Source organism: Psychrobacter sp. DAB_AL32B (genome assembly GCF_002224105.1).
Classification (GTDB): Bacteria; Pseudomonadota; Gammaproteobacteria; order Pseudomonadales; family Moraxellaceae; genus Psychrobacter.
The window spans coordinates 56,357-72,503 of sequence record NZ_NEXU01000072.1 but is presented as its reverse complement, the minus strand read 5'-3'; the positions used below and the strand labels follow the sequence as shown (position 1 = coordinate 72,503).

Sequence of the window (16,147 nt, the reverse complement as noted above, 5' to 3'; positions counted from 1 at the left end):
TAGGTAGCTTACGATGCGAGCCATGCTTGCTGGGTCAGTAACATTAGTAAGCTAGGTCAGTCAATAAAGCAGACCATTATATAACGTTAGCGACTAGATGAGTGCGCTAAGTTAACTTTTCAAGAGCAGATTCATGCAAGATTCTGACAAAGCCAAGCATAAGTTGGTCATACAAAACAATAAGATAACGACTCGCAAGTAAAGAAAAAATATTGTTATTATAAAATTGTTGCTGTATTGTTAACAAATGCAATAGGACATTGCTTTCTATTTGCAAGACTATCTGATCAATCTGAATTACCTAGATATTTACCCACCTATTACCTATACACCCCTGATAGCCACTATCGATTCTTTCTCAGCGGTTATAGGCATAGTTTTTCTTATTGTAGTCCATTAAGTTATGATTTTAATTTTTTATCATTACTTTAGGTTATGTAAATACTTTTTGTCGTTTACGTTCATGACCAATTATTTATATAGCGTTTTAATTAAGCATAACCACATAAGCGATTATGACCAATAAACCGTATTGGCAGTCTTCTTTGTGATCCCTATTATCAAGGACAAACACTATAATGAGTGACTCCAAAAAAGTTGGCTTTTTCAACCAAGTTAGTACCCAAGTTACTACTATTTTATTTATTGCTTTTGCAGTCGTACTGGCGGTCGTTGTTTATGTTGTTGACAAAGAAGGTTATGAAAAAATTCGCCTTGAGTCAGCAAAACTGGTCGCTGAGCGCGGGAACACGGCGGTTAATAGTATCTCTGCCGATATCAATCGGGTGATGCGTAGTGCCTTGCTGCTACAGCAAAGTGCGCAAACCTTGCCACTACAAGAAAATATTTTACAAGCCAGTACCGCCAATGCTTTTGATAAGCGCGATTATAACTTATTAGGCAGTGGCGGCATTTGGCCTGATAACGGTGCACTTGGAGCAAATACTGCGACGCATCCATTTTTGATGGTACGCCAAAATGGTGACTATCAAGCGGTACTAAGCGATCCAAATCCGGCCAATCCTTATTATCAAGAAGATTGGTTTAGCGTTCTAAAATTGCTTAAACCTGACAGTTGTATCTGGAACCATGTTCGCGCCAGCCAAACCAAAGGCGAGCTTGCCATGAGCTGCGGTGTCGCTATTGAACGTGACAATCAGTTTTGGGGTGCCAGTACGGTTAACTTTACCCTCAACCAGTTACAAGAAAATATCGTTAAGCTCAGTGAAAGCTCGGGCTCTGGTTATATTCTATTGCTAGATAATAGTGATAAGGTTATCGCCTCGTCTAACCCTGAACGCTTAAGCTATATTGATGAAAAGACAGGCACGCCGCTTGATATCAAACAAGTGATTAACTCTGATCCAGCTTGGCAACCGGTACTTGATTTCTTAGATGTCCAACGTCAAGAAACTATCGAGCAAGTCGCCTCCAGTGTATCGCCGCAAATACAGCAAGTACTAACCACACTCGATAAAGCTGAAACCGGCACGGCAAAAGGTTACTATTTGGTCAACTACGCTGCTTATTTAAATAACGGTGAAAATAAGCAAAATGCCATGGATAGCCGCTTGTTACAAAGCTTTGAGCTGGCAAAAGACAGTTACTATAACGGCAGTCAAGCGTATGTGTTTGAGATTCCTGAAACTTATTGGAAGCTCATCGTCGTACAGCCTGATGATGAGATTAACGCCATTGCCGATAATCTAAGTGAAAACTTGATTAACTGGATTGCTTTAGCGCTATTATTCACGGCTGGTATTATTTATTTCATGCTGACTTTCTTAGCATTTAAACCATTGAAAGAAACTACTGATAAAATTTCTTTGGCAGAAAACATCATTAACAATAAGCAATACAACAAATTGAGCTCCGTTAAATTTAAGACAGGTCGCAACGAGATCGGGCTGGTAAACGGCTCTATTAATGACCTATTAGATCGCATTCAATCTAACGAAGGTAAGCTTGCTAATATTAACCAACAGCTTGAGATTAAAGTCGAAGAACGTACCGCTGAGCTGCAAGAGACGCTCAAAGAGCTGAAAAACTCACAGCTGCAATTAATACGTTCAGAAAAAATGGCAACGCTAGGACAAATGGTTGCGGGTGTTGCTCATGAAGTGAATACGCCATTATCTTATGTGCAAAATAACCTTGAGATTATCGGTCAGCTGACTGAGCAATACGAAGAGCTGATTGAATTGGTACAAGGTTTAAAAGGTATCAAGGCTAATGCGGCAGCTGATGGCAAAATTGATAAGCTATTGACAGATATCGTCCGTGCTGCTGATGAAATCCAAGAAGATGATTTGTCCGCTGAGCTGAAAGAGCTGATTAAAGATTCGTTATTTGGGGTCGAGCAAATTACCGAGATGGTATTAAACCTACGCAACTTCGCCCGTCTTGATGAGTCAAAAGTGAAAACTATTGATGTGCGTGAATGTATCGAAGCCTCACTTAAAATCGCTGGTAACTCTATTAGGCATCAACAGGTTATCACTGATTTTGCGCCAACCCCTGAAGTGAAATGCTCACCGTCGCAGATCAACCAAGTGCTGGTCAATTTGTTAAACAATGCCTCGCAAGCTATGGAAGAAAAACCGGATGGCAAAATCGAAGTGCGCACCCGTGCTGATGACAGCAATGTCTATATTGATGTCAGCGATAATGGTAAAGGCATGAGTACCGAAGTGCTTAACCAAATCTTTGAGCCATTCTTTACCACCAAAGGCGCAGGCGAAGGGACTGGTCTTGGGATGGCAATCAGTCAGCAGATTATGGAGCAGCATAATGGTGACATTAAAGCGATATCGACTGAAGGCGTTGGCACCACATTTACCTTAACGCTACCGATTGATAATGACTTAACAGAAAAAAGCCTAGCAGCATAATCGCTAGGTTCTGTTCTTATTTTAATTGTTAAATAAAGTTATAGCACTGTTATTCATCATAAGGATATCATCATGAATGAATTAGAAAACGACACCAATAATGACATAAATACAGCTGAGCTAAGTACTGAAGCTAAGCCAAAACTGGCATTTATTGACGATGAACAACGCATTTTACGTTCTATGAAACTGCTGTTTCGTAAAACCCATGACGTTTTTATCACTACTGACCCGACTGAGTATATTGACTATATTAAAAACAACCATGTACATGTCGCAGTCAGTGACCAGCGTATGCCTGAGCGTGTTGGTGTCGATATCCTACGCGAAGTGAAAGAAGTATCACCGTCTACCATGCGCATCCTATTGACCGGTTATGCGGATCTAAATGCAATTATTGGCTCTATTAATGACGGTGAGATTTATCGTTATCTGACCAAGCCGTGCAAATCTGAAGAGCTACTCTCGGTCGTCGGTCGCGCCACCGAAATCGCCTTGACTTATAATCCAGACGAAGACGCTGAGCAATTCGACAGCTCAGGTAATAAGCAAACGCTATTGGTGATCGATGAGACCAACGATCTGATTGAGCAAATACGCAAGCAATTCTCTAACAGCTATAAAGTACTGCATGCTAAAGGCTTAGAAGAGGCGTATGATTATTTGGCGAACGAAGATATTGGTGTGTGTATCACCGATATTAATGTCAGCGGCGAAAATATCGCGCCCATCATCTTTACCTTAAAGCAAGATGCACCGCATTTAGTGGTCTTGGTACAGACCGAATTTCAAGATGCTGGCTTACTCATTGATTTGATTAATAAAGGTCAGGTCTATCGCTGCTTACCGAAGCCGATGCGCGCCAGTCTGCTTGAGATTAGTGTTAACCGTGCGTTTCAGCATCATGCAAAACTCAAAGCCAGTCCTGAATTGGTCAAACGTTATGAAGTAGAACACGATCCTGAAAACGATGTGCGTATTGATTTAAGCAGTCGCGTACGTAGTCTGATTGGTAAATTGCGTAAGCGCTTCTCTTTATAAGTGCATAACTTTACAGCGCTTGGATTTATCACCTTATAAGCGATAAAAGATTATTGTCCAATAAAATAAAACCTCTATTTCAAAGCTGAAGTAGAGGTTTTTTTGCTTTGTACTTTTTGACCTACTTTTTGAATAAAGGCAGCAACGTGCTACATTAAGCCGATAATAACCAAAGCCCATTTACCATAACAATGAGATAAGGAATCACCATGCAAGCGGTTTTTTTAGATAAAGGCACTTTTTCTGATAACGTTGATTTGTCAGCACCAGCTGGCGTGACTGACTATGTTACTTACGACGATACACCTCAAGAGCTCATAATTGAGCGCTGTCAAAACGCCGATATTATTTTTACTAATAAAGTGCAAATCAGCGCTGATGTGATTGCTAAGCTACCAAAGCTGAAGCTCATTCAATTGACCGCAACTGGTATGAACAACGTCGACCAGAATGCTTGCGCTGAACATGGTATCGCGCTGTATAACGTCGCTGGTTACGCGGTTAAAAGCGTTCCCGAACATACCTTTATGCTGATGCTAAATGCAATGCGTGCAGGCTTACATTATCATAATAAAGTCATTGATGGCACGTGGGTAGAGGATGGTAATTTTTGTTTGCTTGATATACCGCTAGTCGATTTAGAAGATAAAACACTGGGTATCATTGGCGTCGGTACCATTGGTAAACGTGTCACTGATATTGCGCGTGCATTTGGCATGACAGTATTGTGGGCGGAGCACCAAGGTCGCACGCCGCGTAATGACGATTATACTGCTTTTGATGACGTGCTTGCTCGTGCTGATGTGATTAGCTTACATTGTCCTTTAAACGATGATACCAAGCATTTGATTAATAAAGACACACTGGCAAAAATGACTAAGAAACCGTTACTGGTTAACGTTGCCCGCGGTGGTATTGTCGATAGTAAAGCGCTCGCTGATGCCATTCATAACGAGCAAATTTTGGGATATGGTAGCGATGTTTTTGAGCAAGAGCCAATCGCTGCCAACGATCCTTTACTTGCTCTTGGTGAGCATCCGCGTGTGATCTTTAGCCCGCATAATGCTTGGGGTAGTAAAAGTGCCCAAGAAACTTTGTGGCAGATGCTCAGCAAACAAGTGACTGACTTTATTAAACAGAGTTAGAGAGCTTAATAAAGCTTAGAAAGTCGTCAATGCTTAGAAAAAAATTAACGAGTAAAATGTAGCCACTCATCTTTGATTTTACGGTATTTCAGCATCAGGCGATCGGTTAGATAATTATTATTCACTCGCCACGGATAGCGGTCGCCTTGTTTCGGCAACTCATCTTTGGCACGGCTGACATAACCTGCAGATAGCGCGCCAAGTACTGTATCCGGCTGCATTACTACTTGTCTAGTCACTTGCTCTTGCTCTTGCTCACTTTGAGCCTGCGCACATACTGTTTTATAGCCTTCTTTATTCATATAATTAAGTAACCGCAGCACATACTGACAGGCCAAATCAATCTTTAGCGTCCAAGAAGCGTTGGTATAGCCGAACATGATTGCCATGTTTGGCACGCCCTCAAGTAGTACTGCTTTATAGGTCATCCGCAAGCCTACATCGACTGGCTGTCCATCGACATATAAAGCAGCGCCGCCGAGCATTTGTAATTTGAGACCCGTAGCAGTAACAATGATATCAGCCTCCAAATGCTTGCCTGATGCCAATGCAATACCCGTCTGGGTAAAGTGGCTAATGGTATCGGTAACTATCTCAGCACGCTTGCTATGTAAAGCTTGAAACAAATCGCTATCAGGCACTGCACATAAGCGCTCTTCCCACGGATTATAAGCAGGCTTAAAATGAGCAACATCCACGCCACTGCCTTTAAGCTCTTTTTTGACTCTATGAGTTAAAACCGCTTTCATAACTTTTGGCGCATGAATCGCGACTCGATAAACCCCTTGCTGAAACATCACATTACGCGTACGTAGCAAGGTATAGGCCTGTGCCTTTGATAAAGGTGAGAATCTACCTGATAGCAAGTCAAGCGCATGATCATCGCCCGGTACACTTGCCACATAAGTCGGTGAGCGTTGCAACATCGTGACATGGCGGGCGCATTGTTCACTATTTTCATCGACCAACGCCGGTATCAGCGTCATTGCAGTCGCCCCACTACCGATGACAATTACTTTTTTATCGTCATAGTACGTATCTTGCCAATGCTGCGGATGGACAATTTTACCTTTAAAATTTTCTTCACTTTTAAAATGTGGTCTATAACCGGCCTCATAATCATAATAACCAGTCGCCCCAACGACGAAATTCGCTATTAGGGTGAATATTTCACCAGTGGCATGATTTTTAATCATCGCCGTCCATTGTTTACTACTACTTGACCACGATAGCTGCTGTAGCTCATGTTGATAGCGAATATGTTCTACGATTTTGAACTCGCGGGCGGTATCAGCGATATAGCTTTTAATGTCAGCGCCTTTTGCCAGCATTTTGTGATCTAGCCATGGCCGGAAGCTATAGCCAAACGTTAATGCATCAGAGTCAGAGCGAATACCAGGATAGGTAAATAAATCCCATGTACCACCCAAATCCTCGCGTTTCTCTAACACTAAAAAGCGCTCGGTAGCGTTTTTTTCTTTATCTTTACGCTTTTGTTTTACAGCATTTTTACCCTTAAAAACCCCGCTACCTTTTTGTTGCTGTTGGAGATGGCAAGCCATACTTATACCGGCAATACCAGCGCCAATGATAAGCACCTCATAATCCGCTGAGGTGGTCGATTGTGGTTTTGGGCGTTTGAATAAACGTTTGATACTCTTACGAGTGCTTTCATTAGCGCCTTTTTGAGTATCATGATGCGCTTGAGATAATGTGTTATCGACCATGGCCTTATTTATCCTTTATTAGTATTTAATCATCCTTAACTCAATCAACTATAAACAATTTTAGCGCTAGGTTAACTTATATTACTGACTGGTCTTTCCAAACTCACCCTTTAGCAGATACTTTTTAACTAAGATTGTAAAAAGTTACCTTTAAAGAGCTATGCATTAAAGAGCTATGTATTTAAAAACCCATTCGTTTAAAAAGGTACAGGACTTTCCCAATCCATCCATGCGCCAAGTGTCGGATGCTTAAGACGCAGTTGCTGCGCATGTAAATTAAGCCTTGGCGCAATATCTAATGCACGACCTTCAGCATAAATGGGGTCGCCAATCATCACATGCCCGACGTGTATCATATGGACGCGCAGCTGATGGCTACGACCAGTGACTGGCTTTAACAGCACCCGAGTGACTATCTGACCATTGCATTCTTCATGCGCCAGCACTTCATACAAGGTTAAAGCATGTTTTGACCAATTATGATCGACGATATGGCGCGGTTTGGTGGCTGGCTCATAACGTACAGGTGCTGATATCTTGCCCGTTGCACCCACACTTTCCCATTGCCCAAATACTCGTGCTTGGTATTTTTTTTGCGGTAGACGGTCAATAAACTGCTTACTAATATGGGTTTGCGCTGCCGCGTTTTTTGCAAAAATGAGCAGCCCTGAGGTGTCCATATCTAGGCGATGGATCAATTTAACCGCTGGATTGGCGCGCTCAAGCCGAGCAAGCAAACTTACCTTGAGCGTTTTACCGTCGACACTTAATAGTCCTACCGGCTTGTCGACCACCCAAATATCATCGTCTTCATAGACAGTAACTTTTTTGGCGAATGTTTGAAAAAACTCAAGCGGATAGGCTTTTTCTTGAGCATTAAGGGCGTCGATCTCTTGATCAGTAAAAGACATAAAAATGGGCTACTTATAATAATGGACTTGAATCTATAAACCATACTCAGCGATTGAATAAAGTTTGAGAGGATGGTAAATTTTGACGCAAAGGTGACGACAGATTAAAGCAAGTGACAGATAAATCATAAGCTGTGTCGTTATGTGTCGATTTATTGTACTAATCGTAATTGTTAAACAATTTAACCAGCCTGCGTCTGTCAACTCTAGGCAAACATGTTAATATAATGGCAGATTTTCACCCCTTCTTAACCATTCTTTAGCCACTCATCATTTTATCGTTACATCTATGTTTATATGGATGAGTGGTGACAGATATAATAAAACAAGAGAGAGAAATTATGTCAGACCTTATTGTTAATACTACCGATGCTAACTTTGACCAAGACGTACTGCAATCTGACGTACCAGTCTTAGTAGACTTTTGGGCAACGTGGTGTGGTCCTTGTAAAGCTATCGCTCCTATTTTAGAAGATTTAGCGACTGAGTACCAAGGTAAAGTTAAAATCGTTAAAGTTGACGTCGATAACAACCCACAAGCAGCAAGCCGTTTCGGTATTCGCAACATTCCTACCCTATTCGTCTTTAAAGATGGCGAAAAAGTAGATTCAGTGATGGGTCTACAGCCAAAAGCTGAATTGGCAAAAGTAATAGATAAGCATCTATAAGTAGCCATCTATTTAAGACCGATGATTGCTAGGGATTACTAATTTTTAGTTATTCTCATGCTAGTCATTTGCAGTATAAAAAACTCTTGAAAAAGCCATTGTCTGTACAAGATAATGGCTTTTTTGCTGCTTTTATGAGCAAAAAACTGGATTATACGACTTTTTTGGCAAAAATTATTGACAATGCTGTCTTGAAGGTCGTATAGTCTGCTAACAAGAGAAAACCAATTGTTTTCATAAATATCTTGTCGCTACTCTCCCCGTGTTTGTCAACAAAAACACCATCGTCATTATTAAAAAACACTACTGACCGAATGACTAAACACAATGAATTATATTGAGTTTTTGACACAGACTCTTATGTAGACTTCTTTATCTTCACTTTTATTACTTTGCCTGTATTTCTTACAACAAGCATATAAGCTGGCACGTTAAATCAAATCTACATAAACCTCAACGCTGTGTATACATCCTCTATCTCCCTAATACTATTGTTTAATCAATATCGTGATTTGTGCAGATAATGGCATCTCTCATCTGACCAACTGCTAATGACCTATCTATGAATCTAACTGAATTAAAGAAAAAATCAATCGCTGAGCTATTGGCCATCGCCAAAGAAATGGGTCTTGATAATATGGCACGTAGCCGTAAACAAGACATTATCTTTGCTATTTTAAAAACCCATGCCCGTAACGGTGAGGCCATCTATGGTGATGGCGTGCTTGAAGTGCTCCCAGATGGTTTTGGCTTTTTGCGCTCATCAGAAGGCTCTTACTTAGCAGGTCCTGACGACATTTATGTCAGCCCGAGCCAAATTCGTCGCTTTAGTCTCAAGACAGGCGACAGTATCGCTGGCACAATTCGTCCACCCAAAGACTCTGAGCGTTATTTTGCGCTATTAAAAGTGGGCGAAATCAACTTTGATACCCCAGATCGCTCGCGTCATAAGCTTATTTTTGAAAACCTAACGCCGCTATTTCCAACCGAGCATCTCAAGCTTGAGCTTGGTAACGGCACGACTGAAGATTTGACCGGTCGAATTATTGATCTGATTGCCCCTATCGGTAAAGGTCAGCGCTCCATTATCGTTGCCCCGCCAAAAGCCGGTAAAACGATGCTCCTACAGACCATCGCTCAGTCCATCACACGTAACAATCCTGAATGCTATTTGATCGTGTTACTAATCGATGAGCGTCCAGAAGAAGTCACCGAAATGGTGCGTACGGTACGCGGTGAAGTGGTTGCCTCAACCTTTGATGAGCCGCCACAGCGTCATGTGCAGGTTGCAGAGATGGTCATTGAAAAGGCGAAGCGTTTGGTCGAGCATAAACAAGACGTGGTCATTTTACTTGACTCTATTACCCGTCTTGCCCGCGCCTATAACACCGTCATTCCTTCATCAGGTAAAGTGTTGACCGGTGGTCTCGATGCCAATGCTCTAGAGCGTCCAAAACGTTTCTTCGGTGCCGCTCGTAATATTGAAGAAGGTGGTAGTTTGACCATTATTGCCAGTGCCCTTATCGATACCGGCAGTAAAATGGACAGCGTTATCTTTGAAGAGTTTAAGGGAACAGGCAACCAAGAGATTACCCTTGAGCGTGACTTGGCTGAAAAACGGGTTTTCCCAGCGATCAATATCAAAAAATCTGGTACACGCCGCGAAGAGCGCTTGCTTGATGAAGATAAGCTACGTAAGGTTTGGATTTTACGTAAATTGCTACAGCCGATGGATGGCGTACAAGCGACTGAATTCTTATTAGATCGCCTAAAAGAAGCCAAGACCAATGACGAATTCTTTGAGCAAATGAAACGTAAATCACAAAATTAATTTGCCCTCATTTGTTGTTGTTAATATAAACCGTTAATCAATGTTCCAATTATAAAGGCTGCCTCAAAGGCAGTCTTTTTGCGTTTGTAACCATTAGAAGTCGTCTTATTATAAACAGTTAGCTTACTATCAGTACTAATACAATAACCCTAAGCAAAAGCACTACCAACGATACAGTGAAGCAACATACTTTACAGGTTATTTGCAAAGCTTAGCGTTTCTACTACGACCATAAATACATTAACAGTGGTACTATTAGATATGGCATAAGTGTGCTTTATATTAATCAGTGTTGGAAGGAATCAGTACTGAATTTTAATCTTGATAAATCAATAGGTAATATTATGAAATTTGCTAAAACGATCGTAATGACAGCTATTACTGGCTCAGCTCTCATCATGGGTGGCTGTAACTCAACTGGCGGATACGGATACAACAGTGGTATAAACAACACCGCTAAAGGCGCTGCTGCTGGTGCTGCTGCTGGTGCGCTTATCAGAAGTGGCGGCGACAGTAAAGACATCGCTCGTGGCGCAATTGGTGGTGCTGCAATTGGTGGCGCTGGTGCATACATTCTTAATAACAGCAGATAATCGATGTTAAGATGTTAAGTAGCTATATTGGCGGATAGGTTTTGATTAAAAACATTATCTAACCAGATAGCCTACACAAAAAAGCCTGCAATCGATTGCAGGCTTTTTTGTGTCTAGTAGTTTTCTATTAGTTAACGATCAATCTTATAAAATTAGTTTGTGTAACTTGATCTATAAAGCGCCACTAAACGTATCACAAGTTTGTACATTACCACTCTCTAGACCACGCGTAAACCACTGGATACGTTGTTGGCTAGTGCCATGAGTGAAGTTATCAGGCACTACCGCCCCGCCGCCTGCACGTGCTAAGCGATCATCACCGATTTGACCAGCCGCATTGATGGCTTCATCTATATCACCTGCTTCTAAAAACTGTACGCGTTCTTGATTGCGCTGTGCCCAAACGCCAGCAAAGCAATCGGCTTGTAGCTCTTGCAGTACCGATAATTTATTAGCCTGTGCACTTGTCACTTGACGGCTGGCCTCATTAACTTGCTGGGTAATACCTAGCAAGGTCTGTACATGATGACCGACCTCATGTGAAATGACATAAGCTTGGGCAAAGTCGCCTGCTTTATCTTGATTTTCGCTATCGCCTGAGCCTTGAATATCACCCGCAATACCAAGATTTTGTCGCATTTCTACAAAAAACGACGTATCTAGATAGACAGTCTGATCGCCTGGGCAATAAAAAGGTCCTGTCGCCGAGCTAGCACTGCCACAAGCTGAGCTAATCTGCCCATTAAATAAAATCAGTGACGGTTCTTTATAAGTGCTTCCTGCTTCATTGAATATCTGATGCCAAACCTCTTCGGTATCGGCCAATACGACTTTGACAAACCGTGTATCACGATCATCGCTGGTTGCTGGCTCGGTGGACGTATTACCTCCCCCACCTGCTACTACTTGACCTGTCTGTAATGCGGTCATCGGGTTTACCCCAAATACTAGCCATAAAATGCCAGCAATAATGATACCGCCAATACCACCGCCGATCATTTTACCGCCACCACTGCTGGTACGTACGTTAGAACTGCCGCGTCTGCCTTCCCATTTCATAATCTTACTCCCAAAAATACGATAATGTCTGCTATAGTCAGTTAAAAATGAAAGCGATACGATTGTAATAACGTGCTATTGCTATCATTTTTTCTTGCTTGCTGTTCGCAGGCGTGACAGATGCTGCAAAAAAATGATAGCCAATAGCACTGTATCGTTTTTAAAATGAATCTACTATATGCGTACCAATAATTATTCATGTTATATAATTTTTAGTTCAATCCTTTGATTCAACCTTTTAAACATCTAATATAATGTGTAATAGATTACTCAATCACTTGAAGATACTCACAATGTATTTATCTTTATACTCGACTACGATTGTATAATTTCACTCATCCAATCCTTATGTTACTTATCCTAGCGTAAGAATACAGATAGAAAAGAGTAAGAGGATTAGACCATAGAGGCCTTCTTGCAAACAGTCTGATGTTGTTGATTATACTTCGATTAATTCAATTTATTGTATTAAGAATTATGTTAGATAAGTAAAGTAAAACCCTATTTACAATTTTATTGTAACTTAATTGTACAACCTCTTTCTATACAGAAAGAAATCATATAGAATGCGTGAAAGCTGAGTAGCTGTAACTAAGACTAGTTGAATTCTGAGATATCTCTGATTCAACCTTTTTTGCTGCTACTGCTCATTCAATTATTCCGGAGAAAACCTTATGAAACTTAAATTACTTGCTCTAGCTGGTATCATGACTGCAACTATGGGCCTAACTGCCTGTGACAGCAACAAAGAAAACGCTGCTGAAGATTTATCTGACGCGCAAGAAGAAGTGCAAGACGCTTCACAAGAATTAGATCAAGCTGCTGCTGAAGGCGAAGCTGTTCCTGCTGAAGCTGACGCTGCTATTGCTGGCGCTGAAGCTGACATCGCTGATGCACAACTTGCTACTGCTACTAACGAAATCGACGCTGAAGTTCCTGTAGACGGTACTACTACTAGCGTTGACGTAGCTAGCGAAACTCCAGCTGTAGACGCAGCTGACGAAGTTGTAGTTGTTGAAGAACCAGCTCAGTAATTTTTATTTTTATAAATAAAAATACTGTATTAAAAAAAGAGAGCCTATGCTCTCTTTTTTTATGCCTGCTATTTATGATTTTTATCAGTAGTCAACATACTTTAGATTAACGCAATCCACTTGATATCAAACCTATATCTCATGGTTATAAAATAAGAAATCATCACTAATCTACTTCAAGCGTTAAAGCGTTAGTTGCTAAAAACTGCCTACCAACATTACTCATCAAATAAACGCTCATCGACTTGTTGACGAAATTTTTGTCCTGTTTTGAATGTAACAACACGACGTGCCGATACAGCAACTGGCTCCCCTGTCTTTGGGTTACGACCTGGACGGCTATTTTTATCTTTAAGCTCAAAGTTGCCAAAGCCTGAAAGCTTGACCTCTTTGCCATCAATCAAACTCTCTGACAATTCGTCAAAAAAATTCTCTACCAAACAACGGCCTTCTTGGCGTGTTAGGTTTAGATGACTCATCAAATGCTCAATCATGTCAGATTTGGTTAAGGTGCTCACAGTACGACTCCTATGCTATGTCGTGATGTCGAATATCATGGTTTAGCGGTATGAAGATTAATGTTAGCTATTATAAAGGTTTTTTACCGTCTTTTTAATAAAGACTACATTAAAATCCTTTATTAATAACCACTTAACTCATTTTCGAAAAAATTTGTATAAAAAACAGCTTATATAAAAAACCATTTTTGCGAATAATAGTTTTTAAGAATAACAATGCTCCATAGCCTCTTAATAAGAACCTATAGAGCATGGTATCTTTTTACAGCTAAGTTTTAGCTATCACGCAACTGTACTGAATGCTGATCCGTTAGCGCTTGTACCACTTTGTCAGTGACCGTTTTTACGGCTTCATCAGATAATGTTTGGGTTTTATCTTGCCATATTAATGCAAAGGCTAATGAACGTTGACCAGTCGGTATTTTGTCGCCTTGATAAACGTCAAACAACCATAGGTCAGTCAACAAATTACCTGCCGCAGCGCGTATGGTCGACTCTAACGTCTGCAAACTGATATCGCTATCTACTAAGACAGCAATATCACGGCGTACTTGCGGGAATTTGCTTGGCGGGGTGATGGCATGCTGTTCACGAGCAAGCGTTAGTAATGGCGCAAGAGACAATTGAGCGACCCAAGTAGCGGGTAGATCTAACTGTTTGGCAGTATTGGGATGTAATTGTCCTAACCAACCGACATATTGGTCATCGATATATAGTTTGGCGCTTTGTCCAGGGTGCAAGAAATTCAGCGCACTGCGCTCATAGCGAATACGCGCGCTATCGATTTTCGCAGGTAATAATTGCTCAATATCATGCTTCAAATCATAAAAATCTAGCGCACGATTTTGATAAGCTTGCTCATCCCAGATATCACCAACTGCCACTAGAGCAATACTTGGCGTTTGTACTAAATCACTAATACTATGACCGACAAAACTCAGACCCGTTTCAAAGAAACGCACGCGCGATTGCTGGCGGTTCAGGTTATATTGCACGCATGGCAGTAGGCTCGACAATAAAGTACGGCGCATAACCGCTAAATCACTAGAGATAGGATTGGCCAGTGCCAACACTTCTCCTAAGGCTTCATCATCAAGCAAGGCTTCTAATTTGGCATCACTGAAGCTAAAGCTAATCGCTTCCATATAACCATTATCGACCAGCGCTAGCTTCATCTCATGCGTCAAGTCTGCAGTATCGTCATAATCCATGCTAACTTGCAGGTGCGGCAAGATGCTTGGAATATTGTCATAGCCATAGATACGAGCAATTTCTTCGATTAAATCTTCTTTAATGCTCATATCAAAGCGATATGATGGCGGCGTACAAATTAGGCTATCTGCTTGCTGCTCTACCTCAAACCCTAATTGGGTTAAGATACGCACCATGACTGCTGTCTCAATCTCAATGCCAATAACATCACGAACCTTTGTAATTGGTAAAGTAATTGGCGCACGAGCAGGTAGGTGCTCGCTACTTTCAACTTTTACGATTTGTCCCGCTTGGCTACCTGTAACGCTTGTAATCAAATCAACAGCACGCGCTAAAGCAAGCATTGGTAATTCAAAATCAACACCACGCTCAAAGCGTTGTGAGGCATCGGTATGCAAACCAAAACGACGTGCGCGCGCAGCGATAGCCAATTGATTAAAGAAGGCACTCTCTAATACGATATTAGTGGTGCTATCAGTAACGCTACTACGCTGACCACCCATAATACCAGCAAGCGCAAGTATACCTTTATCGTCAGCAATGACCAACTCATCACCCGTTAAGGTAATGGTTTGCTCATTAAGCAAGGTAATGGTTTCTTCAGGCTGTGCCAAACGCACAACGATATTGCCCTCGATAGTATCAGCATCGAACGCATGCAGCGGCTGACCCAGTTCCATCAACACATAGTTAGTCACATCAACTAAAAAGTTGTGCGAGCGCAGTCCTGACTGAATCAGCGCATCTTGCATCCATTTTGGCGTATCAATACTACGATCAATGTTACTAATTGACTGTAATAGATAGCGCGGACAAGCTTCAACAGCACTGACTGTAACAGCTGGCATATCTTGCATATCTTCGTTATGAGTAAATTGGCTGTTATCAGGGATATTTGGCATTTGCATAGGTAAATCGTTAATGACTGATATCTCACGCGCAATACCACGTACGCTAAAGCAATCACCACGGTTTGGGGTGATAGAGATATCCAATATTTGATTGTCTAAACCCAAATACTCACGGATATTCATGCCAATTGGTGCATCAGCTGCCAATTCAAGCAGACCGTCTATGCTATCGGTTAAATCAATTTCAGAAGCACCGCAAAGCATACCGTTAGAGTCGACACCGCGTAGGTTGCCGTTTTTAATTTTAAATCCCGCACCATCATCAGAGGGTAAAACAGCACCAACGGTAGCAACGGGTGCTTTCATACCGACAGTAACGTTTGGTGCGCCGCAAACGATTTGCAACGGTTCAGCTGCACCAATATTGACCTGTGTAACACGTAATTTATCTGCATCTGGATGTTGTTCGACGCTGATCACTTCACCGACAACCACACCGCTAAAATCACGGGCAACCGCATAGCGATCGTCAATCTCAAGGCCTGCCATGGTCAATTGGTCAGCCAATTGCTCACTGTTATTGTTGGGGTTTACCCATTGACGTAGCCACTGTTCGCTAATTTTCATAAATATCTCGGATCAGAATTTCATAATAAAGATTTTGGA

General features: G+C 41.5%; 12 protein-coding genes. 7 read left to right on the top strand and 5 right to left on the bottom strand.

Features of this window, described 5'->3' with window-relative positions:
- The first annotated feature begins 578 nt into the window (after positions 1-578).
- The 3 genes from CAN34_RS08715 to CAN34_RS08705 all read left to right on the top strand — a co-directional run bounded on the left by CAN34_RS08715 (position 579) and on the right by CAN34_RS08705 (position 5,077).
- Complete coding sequence (locus CAN34_RS08715; RefSeq protein WP_089555309.1) at positions 579-2,891, top strand: sensor histidine kinase; 2,313 nt, start codon at positions 579-581, stop codon at positions 2,889-2,891.
- A gap of 72 nt (positions 2,892-2,963) precedes the next feature.
- Entirely contained in the window at positions 2,964-3,932 is a 969-nt protein-coding gene (locus CAN34_RS08710; RefSeq protein ID WP_089555308.1) for a response regulator, read from the top strand.
- 209 nt (positions 3,933-4,141) lie between these two features.
- The gene (locus tag CAN34_RS08705; RefSeq protein WP_089555307.1) at positions 4,142-5,077 is read left to right on the top strand and encodes a D-2-hydroxyacid dehydrogenase; all 936 of its coding nucleotides are present in this window, start codon (positions 4,142-4,144) and stop codon (positions 5,075-5,077) included.
- Between the two features lie 44 nt (positions 5,078-5,121).
- Here the strand turns inward: CAN34_RS08705 and CAN34_RS08700 are convergent, their stop codons facing one another.
- Positions 5,122-6,804: an NAD(P)/FAD-dependent oxidoreductase gene (locus CAN34_RS08700; protein WP_089555306.1), complete on the bottom strand. Its 1,683-nt coding sequence runs from the start codon at positions 6,802-6,804 to the stop codon at positions 5,122-5,124.
- Positions 6,805-7,001: 197 nt separating this feature from the next.
- Positions 7,002-7,715: an RluA family pseudouridine synthase gene (locus CAN34_RS08695; RefSeq protein ID WP_089555305.1), complete on the bottom strand. Its 714-nt coding sequence runs from the start codon at positions 7,713-7,715 to the stop codon at positions 7,002-7,004.
- Between the two features lie 341 nt (positions 7,716-8,056).
- Here CAN34_RS08695 and trxA point away from each other — a divergent pair, with 341 nt between their 5' ends.
- The 3 genes from trxA (at position 8,057) to CAN34_RS08680 (ending at position 10,807) form a co-directional block, all read left to right on the top strand.
- Positions 8,057-8,383 (top strand): thioredoxin, encoded by a 327-nt coding sequence (gene trxA, locus CAN34_RS08690; RefSeq protein WP_089555304.1) that lies wholly within the window; start codon positions 8,057-8,059, stop codon positions 8,381-8,383.
- A gap of 562 nt (positions 8,384-8,945) precedes the next feature.
- Positions 8,946-10,214, top strand: a complete 1,269-nt coding sequence (rho, locus tag CAN34_RS08685) for a transcription termination factor Rho (protein ID WP_079692785.1) — start codon at positions 8,946-8,948, stop codon at positions 10,212-10,214.
- A 344-nt stretch (positions 10,215-10,558) separates the two neighbouring features.
- Positions 10,559-10,807: a hypothetical protein gene (locus CAN34_RS08680; RefSeq protein ID WP_079692786.1), complete on the top strand. Its 249-nt coding sequence runs from the start codon at positions 10,559-10,561 to the stop codon at positions 10,805-10,807.
- A gap of 171 nt (positions 10,808-10,978) precedes the next feature.
- Here the strand turns inward: CAN34_RS08680 and CAN34_RS08675 are convergent, their stop codons facing one another.
- Positions 10,979-11,866 carry a neutral zinc metallopeptidase gene (locus tag CAN34_RS08675; RefSeq protein WP_089555303.1) on the bottom strand — a complete coding sequence of 296 codons (888 nt, stop codon included), beginning with the start codon at positions 11,864-11,866 and terminating at the stop codon, positions 10,979-10,981.
- A gap of 674 nt (positions 11,867-12,540) precedes the next feature.
- Between CAN34_RS08675 and CAN34_RS08670 the strand changes: the two genes are divergently transcribed.
- Positions 12,541-12,900: a hypothetical protein gene (locus tag CAN34_RS08670; RefSeq protein ID WP_089555302.1), complete on the top strand. Its 360-nt coding sequence runs from the start codon at positions 12,541-12,543 to the stop codon at positions 12,898-12,900.
- A gap of 218 nt (positions 12,901-13,118) precedes the next feature.
- Here CAN34_RS08670 and CAN34_RS08665 read toward each other — a convergent pair whose 3' ends face one another.
- Together CAN34_RS08665 and pheT are read right to left on the bottom strand one after the other, a co-directional pair.
- The gene (locus tag CAN34_RS08665; protein WP_079692789.1) at positions 13,119-13,418 is read right to left on the bottom strand and encodes an integration host factor subunit alpha; all 300 of its coding nucleotides are present in this window, start codon (positions 13,416-13,418) and stop codon (positions 13,119-13,121) included.
- A gap of 275 nt (positions 13,419-13,693) precedes the next feature.
- Positions 13,694-16,108: a phenylalanine--tRNA ligase subunit beta gene (gene pheT, locus CAN34_RS08660; RefSeq protein ID WP_089555301.1), complete on the bottom strand. Its 2,415-nt coding sequence runs from the start codon at positions 16,106-16,108 to the stop codon at positions 13,694-13,696.
- Positions 16,109-16,147 lie beyond the last annotated feature (39 nt).